Source organism: Peribacillus sp. NPDC101481 (assembly GCF_044767165.1).
Taxonomy (GTDB): Bacteria; Bacillota; Bacilli; order Bacillales; family DSM-1321; genus Peribacillus.
Window position 1 is genome coordinate 1,662,582 of the sequence record NZ_JBIWNJ010000002.1, and the last position, 12,570, is coordinate 1,675,151.

The 12,570-nt window shown below is 40.6% G+C and carries 9 protein-coding genes; 5 read left to right on the top strand and 4 right to left on the bottom strand.

Annotated elements, in window-relative coordinates; genetic code table 11:
* The first annotated feature begins 120 nt into the window (after positions 1 to 120).
* The gene (locus tag ACIROD_RS17965) at positions 121 to 1,935 is read left to right on the top strand and encodes an assimilatory sulfite reductase (NADPH) flavoprotein subunit (RefSeq protein ID WP_402942617.1); all 1,815 of its coding nucleotides are present in this window, start codon (positions 121 to 123) and stop codon (positions 1,933 to 1,935) included.
* A gap of 26 nt (positions 1,936 to 1,961) precedes the next feature.
* A complete protein-coding gene (gene cysI / locus ACIROD_RS17970; protein WP_402942620.1) occupies positions 1,962 to 3,680 on the top strand; it encodes an assimilatory sulfite reductase (NADPH) hemoprotein subunit in 1,719 nt (572 codons plus the stop codon).
* 502 nt (positions 3,681 to 4,182) lie between these two features.
* Here cysI and ACIROD_RS17975 read toward each other — a convergent pair.
* The 4 genes from ACIROD_RS17975 to ACIROD_RS17990 form a co-directional block, all read right to left on the bottom strand.
* Positions 4,183 to 4,734 carry a Rid family hydrolase gene (locus ACIROD_RS17975; RefSeq protein ID WP_402942623.1) on the bottom strand — a complete coding sequence of 184 codons (552 nt, stop codon included), beginning with the start codon at positions 4,732 to 4,734 and terminating at the stop codon, positions 4,183 to 4,185.
* A 228-nt stretch (positions 4,735 to 4,962) separates the two neighbouring features.
* Complete coding sequence (locus ACIROD_RS17980; protein WP_402942626.1) at positions 4,963 to 6,048, bottom strand: Ger(x)C family spore germination protein; 1,086 nt, start codon at positions 6,046 to 6,048, stop codon at positions 4,963 to 4,965.
* A complete protein-coding gene (locus ACIROD_RS17985; RefSeq protein WP_402942629.1) occupies positions 6,045 to 7,136 on the bottom strand; it encodes a GerAB/ArcD/ProY family transporter in 1,092 nt (363 codons plus the stop codon). Before ACIROD_RS17985 ends, ACIROD_RS17980 begins: the two co-directional genes overlap by 4 nt.
* 24 nt (positions 7,137 to 7,160) lie before the next feature.
* Entirely contained in the window at positions 7,161 to 8,618 is a 1,458-nt protein-coding gene (locus ACIROD_RS17990) for a spore germination protein (protein WP_402942990.1), read from the bottom strand.
* A gap of 276 nt (positions 8,619 to 8,894) precedes the next feature.
* Between ACIROD_RS17990 and ACIROD_RS17995 the strand changes: the two genes are divergently transcribed.
* The 3 genes from ACIROD_RS17995 to ACIROD_RS18005 are packed head-to-tail and all read left to right on the top strand — an operon-like array spanning position 8,895 to position 12,524.
* Positions 8,895 to 10,349 carry a spore germination protein gene (locus tag ACIROD_RS17995; RefSeq protein WP_402942632.1) on the top strand — a complete coding sequence of 485 codons (1,455 nt, stop codon included), beginning with the start codon at positions 8,895 to 8,897 and terminating at the stop codon, positions 10,347 to 10,349.
* A complete protein-coding gene (locus ACIROD_RS18000; RefSeq protein ID WP_402942635.1) occupies positions 10,321 to 11,415 on the top strand; it encodes a GerAB/ArcD/ProY family transporter in 1,095 nt (364 codons plus the stop codon). The genes ACIROD_RS17995 and ACIROD_RS18000 overlap by 29 nt, the downstream gene beginning before the upstream one ends.
* Entirely contained in the window at positions 11,412 to 12,524 is a 1,113-nt protein-coding gene (locus ACIROD_RS18005; RefSeq protein WP_402942638.1) for a Ger(x)C family spore germination protein, read from the top strand. Before ACIROD_RS18000 ends, ACIROD_RS18005 begins: the two co-directional genes overlap by 4 nt.
* The last annotated feature ends 46 nt before the right edge of the window (positions 12,525 to 12,570 follow it).

Here is a 12,570-nt window from a genome sequence, read left to right on the forward strand (position 1 = left end):
TTGGTCTATAGGAGTAAACGAGTTAATTAATTTATGGATGGATATAAAAATGTTTAAACCCACTCGTTATACATAATAGTCAACTAAGATAAGTTAATATCCCTTTGTGAGGTGGAAATCGTGCAACTTCAGGTAAGTAACAGTCCCTTTAATCAAGAGCAGGCAGAGCTCCTTAACAGCCTACTGCCAAGCTTGACAGAAACACAAAAAATTTGGTTGAGCGGTTATCTGACTGCATCTTTGTCAGTTTCGAATATCAGTTCAGCCGTCGCCCCGGTACTGGAAGCTCAAAGCGGCGGGAAGACAATATCAAAAGAGGTGACCATTCTTTTTGGTTCACAGACGGGTAATGCTCAAGGGCTGGCAGAAAATGCGGCGAGTAAGCTTGAGGGTAATGGCTTTCAGGTTACCATTTCATCCATGAGTGACTTTAAAGTCAACAATTTGAAAAAAGTCAAAAATCTCCTGATTGCCGTTAGCACGCATGGAGAAGGTGATCCTCCGGATAATACATTGTCCTTCCATGAGTACCTTCATGGCAGGAGGGCACCAAGCCTTGAAGGTCTCCGCTTTTCGGTATTGGCGCTAGGAGACAGCTCATACGAGTTTTTCTGTGAAACGGGAAAACAATTCGATAAACGCTTGGAGGAACTTGGCGGGACACGTTTATTTCCGAGAATGGACTGTGACCTTGATTATGATGAGCCTGCTAGCGAATGGCTGGATGGAGTACTTTCTAGTTTAAGTGAAGGGGAAGTCAGTTCAATTGCTGCTGTTCCCGCATCGAAAGCCTCAGTAAGTGAACAAACGTATTCGAGAACAAATCCGTTTAAAGCGGAAGTGTTGGAAAATATAAATTTGAACGGCCGTGGCTCCAATAAAGAGACACATCATCTTGAGTTATCTCTTGAGGGCTCAGGTCTTACATTCGAACCTGGTGACAGCCTTGGTGTTTATCCGAAAAATGATTCGGATTTAGTGGATATGCTTCTTACGGAACTCAATTGGGACCCTGAAGAAACCGTGAAGGTCAATAAGCAGGGAGACCTTCGACAGCTTAGGGAATCACTCATCTCCGATTTTGAAATTACGGTTTTGACAAAATCGCTCATTGAACAAGCGGCACAGCTTTCAGGTAATGAGGATTTAAAGGAGCTTTTAGAGCCTGGTAATGAAGAAAGGTTAAAAGAATATCGTGAAGGCCGTGATTTGCTTGATTTTGTCCGTGATTTTGGCGCATGGGGCGAATCGGCGCAAGAGTTCGTATCGATACTCCGGAAAATGCCAGCCCGTCTATATTCGATTGCGAATAGCTTATCCGCATATCCGGATGAAGTGCATTTGACAATCGGAGCTGTCCGGTATGAAAGTCACGGACGGGAAAGAAACGGTGTCTGCTCCATTTTATGTGCGGACAGATTACAGCCAGGGGAAACGCTGCCCGTTTACATTCAGCATAACCAGAACTTCAAGCAGCCGGAGAACCCAGACACTCCAATTATCATGGTTGGACCGGGAACGGGCATTGCTCCGTTCAGATCCTTTATTCAGGATCGCGAAGAAGCTGAAGCGACAGGAAAAACGTGGCTCTTTTACGGCGATCAGCATTTCGTGACGGATTTCCTTTATCAGACTGAGTGGCAAAAGTGGTTGAAAACAGGTGTACTTACGAAAATGGATGTTGCCTTTTCACGAGATACTGACGAAAAAGTGTATGTTCAAAACCGGATGCGCGAGCATAGCGGGGAATTATACGAATGGCTTCAAGAAGGTGCAGCTGTATACATTTGCGGTGACGAGAAAAACATGGCACATGATGTGCATAATACGCTTATTGAGATCATTGAAAAAGAAGGCAATATGAGCCATGCTGATGCGAAGGCTTATATTGAAGAAATGCAACAGAATAAACGCTATCAACGTGATGTGTACTGAAATTTGAATGAAAAGGAGATAACAACATGGTGAAAACACTATTAAAAGCACCAGAAGGCCCGCCCAGTGATGTTGAGCAAATTAAAGAAAAAAGCGATTATTTGCGAGGTACACTTGGAAAAGTGATGCAGGATCGGATCAGCGCCGGTATTCCGGATGATGACAACCGATTAATGAAACATCACGGCAGCTATTTACAGGATGACCGGGATCTGCGCAATGAGCGTCAAAAACAAAAGCTTGAGCCTGCCTATCAGTTTATGTTGCGTGTCCGTATGGCCGGCGGGGTAGCACAGCCTTCTCAATGGCTTGTTATGGATGACCTCGCTCAGAAATACGGAAACGGAACTTTGAAATTGACAACAAGACAGACGTTTCAAATGCATGGTATTTTAAAATGGAATATGAAAAAAACCATTCAGGAAATCCATGCTTCCATGCTGGATACAATCGCTGCATGCGGAGATGTAAACCGGAACGTAATGTGCAATTCGATTCCATTTCAATCCGAAATCCATTCTGAAGTATATGAATGGTCAAAAAAATTGAGTGATTATCTATTGCCGCGTACAAGGGCGTACCATGAAATCTGGCTGGATGAAGAAAAAGTGGTTGGTTCTCCTGAAGTGGAGGAAGTCGAACCAATGTACGGAAAGCTTTATTTGCCAAGGAAGTTTAAAATAGGCATTGCCGTACCACCATCCAATGATATTGATGTTTACTCCCAGGATCTTGGCTTCATAGCAATTGTTGAAAATGGAAAACTCGTTGGTTTTAATGTAGCGATCGGCGGCGGAATGGGAATGAGCCACGGTGACAAGGCGACATATCCTCAACTAGCCAAGGTAATCGGCTTTTGCCAGCCAGACAAAATACTGGATGTGGCTGAAAAAGTCATAACGATTCAGCGAGATTACGGGAACCGATCTGTACGGAAAAATGCTCGGTTCAAGTATACGGTAGACCGGCTTGGGCTCCAAGCGGTAAAGGCTGAACTGGAAAATCGTTTAGGCTGGAAGCTGGAGGAAGAGAGAACATATCATTTTGATAATAATGGTGACCGCTATGGTTGGGTAAAAGGAATGCAAGGAAAATGGCATTTTACACTATTTGTCGAGGGTGGCCGAATTGCCGATATCAATGATTACAAGCTGATGACCGGTTTGCGCGAGATCGCAAAGATCCATACGGGTGATTTCCGTTTGACGGCCAATCAAAACCTTATTATTGCAGATGTGTCAAGCCAGAAAAAGAAAAAGATCATAGAATTGCTTGAAACATACGGTTTGACGGATGGTGCGCATCATTCGGCGCTCCGACGCAGCTCGATTGCATGCGTGGCGCTTCCAACATGCGGGTTGGCAATGGCCGAAGCAGAGCGTTATTTGCCGGTTCTGCTTGATAAAATCGAGACCATCGTTGATGAAAACGGCCTGAGGAACGAAGAAATCACAATTCGCATGACCGGTTGTCCGAATGGATGTGCCCGGCATGCACTTGGGGAAATTGGTTTTATCGGTAAGGCACCTGGCAAATATAATATGTATCTAGGTGCTGCATTCGATGGAAGCCGATTAAGTAAAATGTACCGTGAAAACATCGGTGAAGAAGAGATATTAAAAGAACTGCGTGTACTTCTTTCCCGTTATGCAAAAGAACGTCAGCAAGGAGAGCATTTCGGCGACTTCGTCATCAATGCAGGCATTGTCAAAGAAGTGACGGATGGAACGAATTTTCATGATTGATTAAAACAAACGAGAGACAATAGAAGTTCGGAATGCTTTCACCCCGAATATAAAAGAAAACTTGATTTTCCTACATGATTTTTTGCTTAATTGTATGATGAAAACCTCTCTAGATTAAAGAAATATGCGACACTCCTGCCGAAAAACTGGCTAGCCGAGACCCCACAGACGCTTGCTTTGATGAGGCTTGGCAGACAGTCGGCGGAAAGGGAGCGAATTTCAGAAATCAGCTGGAACTTTTATAACAGGAAAATTTGAAGGTGAACTGGTTCTTCTCTCAGTTTGTAGACAAAAGGGGTTCTATCTGTATTTTTAAAAAAAGTTGATTGGAACGGAAGGTACGAGATTCCTGAGGGAAAAGCGAGTTTGCCCTACGTTCCAAACAACGTTCAAATTGTACAGTCTGTGAGACAGGAATAGCTTCCTGTCTCTTTTGGTATTCGAAGGTTTTCCGAAGTGCCTGGAACACCGATACTCAATCATGACCATACACAGCTATCGCCTATTTATTTGACTTGCTGTTATTTTGATAGGCTACTTCTGCTTCAATCTCAATGAGGAAATCCGGCGAAACCAAACTTTCAACGCCTACTGTTGAACGAGCTGTTTTCACTTGATTTTCTTTTGTATTAAAGAACTGAGCATAGGCATCGAACCAACCTTGATAGTCTGGTGCATCTCCTTTGTTTGGATCTGGCGCGACATACACGCGCAGAAAGGTTACATCAGCGAGGGAAAGTCCTTTTGTTTTCAGATCTGCTTTTAATTTCTCTAAAATTCCGATTGCCTGCTTTTCTGTATTGCCATATCTCTCATAAGTGGTTTTTCCATCCTTGTTTAAAAGAGGGGCTACTGTACCGCTAAACAATATCCGGTTATAACTTTGAGGTACAGCAACGGAACTGGAAATCGCAGAAGTTGGGGACCCAAAGAAGGTCACTTTATCCGATTTCAATTCATCTCGTACGTTACCTGCGGAAGCAAAAGAGAATCCTGCGATTAAACTTATACCTAATACTGAGGCAGCGATGATCGATTTCATAGGTGTTTTCATAAAGTCACCTCCTGTTATTTATGTAACAACGATAGGTAAATGATTTGATTCATTTGTGCTGCTTTAGAAGGGACTTTACCTTCCTTTAATAATTCTGCAGGAATCCGGCTAACCATGTTTCAAATGCACCTGCCAGTCAACCAGTTAAATTACTTCTCTGTTCACAATTTGATTTGAAAGTAGTTTTCCAATCAGATGAAGAATATTAAATGGCCTATCGATATTTCATCATTCTGAGACCCCGGTTTGGATGATGTTAACTTTAGTTTCTATATTAATGTCCATCACCGGATAAATCTTTTTCCAATGTTCATAGGTCAGTTTTTTATTTTTGGCGTGATATTTTTCCTTAAGGCCAATTGGATCAAGGGATTTTTTCTGAAGATCTTTAATAAGTCGGTTTGCTTGCTTGGTTAAATCAGCTTCCATTTCCTTTTCAATTTTCTTTATCATCTTTCTATTGGTTAGGTTTTCACTGCGCATGGATTCCTTGATTTGTCCTTTAATTTTGATCTTAATCGTGATAGAGGGAATTCTCTCTGAACTTGATACCTCATAACTTGAACCGCTTCGGATACTTTCCACTACGATATCGCTTTCTTTCTTATCTTTTAATTTGAATTTATATATTCCTCGCCTATGATGCTGAACTAATGTCTTAAAAATGAACATATCATCGGTTCGAACTTTCGTGACCATCTTATTTTCATGAAATAGGGCCACTCCAGAAACAGCAACTTCATTATTAATTAATTTAATTAAAGGAAGATACGAATCGCCGCCAGTTTCTAGAGCGTTTCCTAAAAAAAGATGGAGGTTAGTATCGGGTCCGTTCCCCGTTTCATTTTGTTGATTAATCAAATCCGATAAAAAGATTCCAATATTCACATTCGTATTTGGTGGTTTCGTATTTATGACATTCTTGACCTTTCCTTCCACGATGGCCAAAATGACCCTGTTTCCAAGTTGCGGCTCACGGTAGAGATAATCGGTCAGTTCTGTCATTCCGATTTCACGAACCATTTTCTCGCTAAATAAAACGATGCGTGTCTGTCCAAGCATTACCGGCTTATCCGCTTTTTTGGAAACGACAGCCTGGACATCACTTGTTGTCGTCGATGTTCCAGTTAAGATTTGATATTTACCCATCTTGTCCTGTTGGAAGATAGGGATGACGAACATTCCTTCGACATTATCATTCTTAAGTATATCGTAGCCAATGGCTTGGGACATATTGACTTCGTCAACCACCCTTGGCTCGGCACAGCTGCAAAGGAGGGGAAAAGCCAATATAACAAGAAATAATTTTCTCATAAACGTTTCCTCATTTTCTTTATATAAATGAAGACCAAAAGAAGAGGCAAGTATAAAGCAACAAAGAGTGCGCCGTATGGATTGATGATTTTACGTAATATATATAGTGAATCGACATCAAAAACAAAAATATTCGTAAGCAGGATTATAATGGACATTCCTAATAATGGATACTTTTGCTGAACATTGAATAAACGCTTGAAACCTCGGCTTGCAGCCCACAAGGAAATGGTCATGTTGGGTATAATAACGATGGCCCACCAAGAAACGTCTATATATTCAAATCGTTGAATAAAGGGCAATTCGACAATACTGGTCAATGACAGTGTCGGCCATATAGTCAGTTCCAACTGTTTTTGTGAATAAAAAACAATTGAAACCAAATAAACGAATACGGTTATTAAGGTTGTTGTTAAGGCCCCTCCATGAGCATATTTTTGTGAGGCTTTAGCATCTTTGATGAACGGATAAAACATCACGATCATTTCAAAACCAAGCATTGTTAATGAAGTACTTCTAGTTCCTTTCAATATATCCAATAGAGTGTGGTGGAAAACAGGGAGCAAATTGGTGAATTCAGAGTATTTCATGGCATAGAATAGGACAAATAAAAGCCAGTATGTCAAAATGGAGCTTAAAAAAGTAATACCCGTAATCGTTCGGAACCCTCCCGTATTTATATAATAAATCAGGATAAGAAATACTAAAGCAAACGCCCAAGATGGTACCTCTTCAAACATCCATACATGTATGACATTTATATAACTAATCATGACTGTCATTCCTAGGATCAAAAAGTAAAGAATGAATAATAGACTGAAGAAATTCCCAATCCATTTTCCGAATGCATGATTATTGGCCGAAATTATATCACCAGGGACGATACTGAAAATTTTATATATGACCCAAATCATTATATGAACGATCAGGCCGGCTAGTAGTATCGAAATCCAGCCATCGGTTCCCGTTGTCTTCGCTAAAACTCTTTGAAAACTTAAAACGCCTATTCCCGTTTGCATGGAATGCACTAAAAAAAACACATAAAACGGTGACACTTTATACTTTTCATTAACTCCAGCTTGGTTCATATAGGACCCTCATTTAAATTTAAATCATTCATTAAAATCATTTTTTTTGATTCTTGCTTTTTTGGGCTGTTGCTGTCTGGTTATATCATCAGGCCGTAAATTTACAGGCCGCGACTTGAAAAGATTAAAAGGAAGCCGAACAAAGCTGTCTTTCCAATCTTGCATGCGAAATGGGTAGATCGGTTCGAGGTACGGGTGTCCCATTGATGTTAATTTGATAAGGTGGGTCATCAAAAACACGGTTGCTATGGTAATGCCGAGCAGCCCCCAAATTTGGGCCCCGATTAAGAAGGGGAACCGCAGCAGCCGAATGGCATTCCCCATTTTATAAATGGGAGTAACAAATGATGCCAATGCCGAGAGGGCAACGATGATCAATAAGATATTACTGGTCAAACCAGCTACAACGGCTGCTTGACCGATAACGATACCGCCCACGATACCTAATGTCTGACCTACCTTTGTTGGCAGCCTGGCAGCTGCTTCCCGTAATAACTCAATGGAGATCTCCAGGAATAATGCTTCGATCAAAGGCTGAAAAGGTATTAAGTTCCTGGAAGTGACGATCGTTTCCAAAAGATCTTTAGGAATCAGTTCATAATGATAGGTCAGCACGGCTACATAAATAGGAGTGGCAAATATCGAAAAAGCTACCGCGAATATCCTTAATAAACGAAATGCAGATGCGGGAATCCACGGCATATTATAATCTTCCATGGTGATAAAGTATTCCAAGAAAATGGTTGGAGTAATAAGTGCAGAGGACGACCTATCGATTAACAGGGCTACTTTACCTTCAGCCAATGCACTTGCGATGCGATCAGGCCTTTCCGTATTTAGAAAAAGGGGAAACAAGGTATTTGAATTATCATATAGCAATTGCGCGAGATTGGACCCGTCCAATATTTCATCAAACTCTACGTCATTGATCCTTTGTATAACATTATCGACATTTTCCTGATCAACGATCCCTTCTATCGATAAAACTGCCACTTTCGTTTTAGACAAGTATCCCACAGTCATTTCACTTACTTGCAATCCGGGGACAGGAAGTCTTTTTCTGACTAAATTCAGATTGATATCAAGATCCTCGACAAATCCTTCTTGAGCACTTATGATTCCAAATTCAAGTTCAGGTTTCTCAACTTGTCTCCCTTGTTGGGCCGCAACATTGATTAATAGGCATTCATCAAGACTTCCATCTAAACGAAGTGCGATTTCGCCTCTCATGATTCTTTCTTCAATTACAACCTTGGTACAGGTGATCAGTGTATTTTCAATAGGAACGTTTTCTTTTATTTGCTCCAAATTTATCGTTTCCAGAGTAGGTATGACAGAAAGAACACTTTCATGAAGTACCTGTGCATCGATCAAAGAGCGATAAAAAGAGACCCAATAGCCTATGCCATTATATGTTCCTTGATGGTTAATGAAATCAGTGGATGAAGATAAGGTATTGAATAGATCCCTTACTTCCGAAATCGTATTTAATTCATCATTTTTTTCGTTTGGTTGATTTGGCTTTTTTTTGAACGTTCTGCGGTTAAACAATGTTGTCACCTCTGCAATAAAACTTATTATCCTAGCATTTGCAATTTAATTACAAATTAACCATTTTGGATGTAAATGTTGCTCGCTTTATAAGGGGATTTCAAAAAAAACTTGGTTTAAATAGTGTCCCATTTCCTCTTCGCATAAAAAAATTGAAAATAGAGGAAACTGATACAATAAAAACTCATTTAATCAAAGGAGTTCACCATGAAAAGTAAACCCTTGCATATTAAATTGGATCAAAAACATGAAAAATTGAAATCTGAATTGAATATGCAGGATGATGTAGTTTTTAAACAGATATTCATTCCCGGTTATGAAGTTTCGGGATTATTTGTATTTGTCAATGGAACGATGGATTACCCTGCATTCAATGAGATAGTCCTAGATTTATCGGCTGCCCAGGTTGAATCCAGGCAGCCGGTTTCAATCGAGCAGCTGGTCATTTCCAAAATCTGTTCAGTCAGGGAACAGGATGTTGAAACTTATGAAACAGCCATAGAGCATATTTTTGATGGGAAAACGCTTTTATTTATAGAGGGAATGGCAAATGGTTATGCCTTGAATCTGGAAAAGGAAAAGGTTCGTACACTGGGCGAACCTTCGACAGAGAGGGTTGTCCGTGGACCGAAGCTTGGTTTTATCGAAAGTCTCCAGGAAAATATCGGCTTGATAAGGCAATATTCAAACCATCCCAACCTTATCGTCAAACAACAGAAGTTCGGGACGATGGAAAAACGGGAAGTTGCGTTGATCTATTATGAAGGAAAAGCGAGCGATTCTTTATTGAAAGAAGTGAATAAACGGATAAATGAAGTGAAAGCTACTGATCTTCAAGACTCGGGGATGCTTGAGGAATTAATTGAAGATACAGCGTTAACCCCTTTCCCGCAGATCCAGAATACGGAGCGTCCGGATAAAGTATTGGCTGCATTGCAGGAGGGAAGGGTGGTCATCATGGTTGACGGATCGCCATTTGCGTTGATGGCACCAACGACGATCACGATGCTGCTTCAGTCTCCTGATGATTATTATGAAAGATGGGTCGCAGGATCATTTTTACGTGTCCTTCGCTATTTATCTTTATTTGTTACCGTATTTCTTTCAGGGATTTATATTTCCCTGGTATCGTTCAACCCTGGAATGCTGCCGTCAGAACTGGCGATGACGATCGCGGGTACAAGGGAGAATGTGCCATTTCCGCCGTTTGTTGAAGCTATCATCATGGAAGTAACGATTGAACTGCTTCGCGAAGCAGGTATTCGGCTCCCATCGCCCATTGGTCAAACGGTTGGATTGGTTGGCGGAGTCATTATTGGACAAGCTGCCGTTCAAGCCAATATTGTAAGTTCCCTGATGGTCATAATCGTTTCGATCACGACGATTACCTCTTTTACGGTACCACAATATAGCTTTGGATTGGCGTTCAGGGCTTTAAGGTTTGGGGCGATGATTTTTGCCGCCGTTTTAGGTTTATACGGAACCACTTTATTCTTTATCATCGTTATTAGCCATTTGTCGAAATTGACGAGCTTTCAAGAACCTTATTTTCAACCAATGGATTTTATCGGTAAAAAGACCTGGAAGGATGCGTTCCTGCGGTTAACGAAGCGGAAAAATGGGGGGGATTCTTTTGAGCCAATCCGACGGCAAAATTCTTAGTGGCGAATTGGCCGCGATCATTTCTTGCAGCATGTTAGGGGTTGGAATGCTGACCCTTCCAAGAACCATAACGGAAAAAATCGATTCGACCGATGGATGGATCGTCTTGATTTTAAATGGGATCGCTATTGCCCTTTTGATATGCTTATTGGTTGTTCTGTTAAAAAAACATAAGGTCGCTAACTATTACACATACATGGAGGAGGCCTATGGAAAGTGGCTTTCCAAACTTATTGGATTGATCCTGGTCGTGTACTTTATAGGTGTGGCCAGCTTTGAAGTTCTTGCGATGAGTGAAATGGTCCGGTTTTATTTGTTGGAGGAAACCCCAGTTGAAATCGTGATACTTACCATGATTTTAGCGGGTGTGCATCTTTTGACAGGAAAAATTAAAGCCATAGCAAAGGCGTGTGTTTTCTTTCTTCCTTTGACAATAGTCATCGTCTTGCTCATTTATTTGTTCAGTCTCAGAGTAGTCGAGATAAAAAACCTCCAGCCTGTTCTTGCGAAAGGATTTCTTCCTGTCATGAAAGGAATGGGATCCGGAACTTTGTCTTTTTTTGGAATAGAACTTTTCATCTTTTTGTTTGGCGTCGTTAAAAATCAAAACAAAATAAAAAGTGGCGTTTTAATCGGTTTTTTCATACCGCTTATTTTATATGTGATTACATATGTATTGGTAGTGGCTACACTGACTGTCCCTGAAGTCAAAGCAGTTACGTGGCCAACCATTTCTTTTATTCAGTCCTATGAAGTAACTGGCATATTTTTGGAACGTATGGAGCTATTTCTCTTAATAACTTGGATTCTTCAGTTTTTTTTAACACATGCGATTTACTATTACTTCGCAGCAGAAGGACTGACGAAAATTTTTAACAATTCATATACGACTAATCTCATTGTACTGGTTCCCGTCGTTTTTTTTCTGGCCAAAATTCCTAAAAATACAATCGACATCTTTAAAATGAGCGATTTGCTGGGATATCTATTTCCCGTTATATTGATTGGCTTGCCCATTATTACATTCGTAATCGTTCAATTGAAAAGGAGTAGAAGAAGCGGATGAAAAGATTATGGTTGATCTTGCTTATTCCTTTACTTGCTGGCTGTTGGGACAGTGAAAATATTGAAGAATTATCCCTTGTCGTGGGAGTGGGAATCGATAAAAGCAAAAAGAAAGACGAAATCATGTTAACAGAGCAAATTCTGGTGCCTCCAGGAAATAGTGTTCAGGGGAATCAAGCTCAATTAAAATATAAAAATGTTTCCGTCAGTGCCAAAACGCTGCATGAAGCAATAAGGGATTCGTTACTCATAACCAATACGGTTTTAACCAATCATCAGCGTATCATCCTTATTAATGAAGATGTATTAAAGAAATTCCCTATGGAAGCGATCATTAATCAGTCGATACGTGATAATAATACAAGGAGAAGCTGTCATGTTTATTTAACAAAGAGACCGACGAAAGATATTTTGGGCCGTTCCGAAGATGGGGAGATCCCTTCGAATGTAATCTATGGATTGAAAGATAATGAGAACAGAACGAATAAGATACTTCCGCCTTTAACACTAGGTAAAGCATCCTCAAATTTGCAGTCAGATGGAAGCTTTGCCATTCAGGCCGTTGATATTAGGGGTGGGAAATTAATTTTGGAGGGTGCAGGGGTGATCAACAATTCAAAGTTGGTCGGGGTCATGAATGATGAAGATATAGCTGCATTAAATTGGTTAAACGGAGAGGTAAAGGGCGGAATAATCGAAGCTGTCCAACACGGTGAGCCTTTAAGTGTTGAAGTGATCAATAGGATAAGGAGGAAAATCACGACGGAATTGAACGGTGATCATTTGACGATCAATATTCAGGTCGGTTACACAGGAAGACTTTCGGAAGATTGGTACGGTAATGAAAACTCATTTAAGGAAGGCTATTTAAAAGATGTTGAGCGTGTTGCTGAGGATGAAGTGAAGAAAGATGTCGAGAAAATCGTATACAAATTACAGCATGATTATAAAACAGGGGTAGCAGGATTATATCGTTATGTGCAAAATCAGCATCCAAAGTATTGGGAGAAAAATAAGCAGAAATGGGACGAGGTTTTCAGTAAAGCTGATATTAATTATGAAGTGGACATAAGGATCGTAGACTTCGGTTCAAAAGGAGGGATAAAGTGAATGATTATAAGTAGAAAAACCTTCCAAACGGGAAGGTTTTTTGTCA

Bases quoted from the DNA above. Each gene is read 5' to 3' on its own strand.
- ACIROD_RS18005 (WP_402942638.1), top strand. From the start codon at position 11,412: ATGAAAAGATTATGGTTGATCTTGCTTATTCCTTTACTTGCTGGCTGT.
- ACIROD_RS17985 (WP_402942629.1), bottom strand. From the start codon at position 7,136: ATGAACCAAGCTGGAGTTAATGAAAAGTATAAAGTGTCACCGTTTTAT.
- ACIROD_RS17995 (WP_402942632.1), top strand. From the start codon at position 8,895: ATGAAAAGTAAACCCTTGCATATTAAATTGGATCAAAAACATGAAAAA.
- ACIROD_RS17980 (WP_402942626.1), bottom strand. From the start codon at position 6,048: ATGAGAAAATTATTTCTTGTTATATTGGCTTTTCCCCTCCTTTGCAGC.
- cysI (WP_402942620.1), top strand. From the start codon at position 1,962: ATGGTGAAAACACTATTAAAAGCACCAGAAGGCCCGCCCAGTGATGTT.
- ACIROD_RS17975 (WP_402942623.1), bottom strand. From the start codon at position 4,734: ATGAAAACACCTATGAAATCGATCATCGCTGCCTCAGTATTAGGTATA.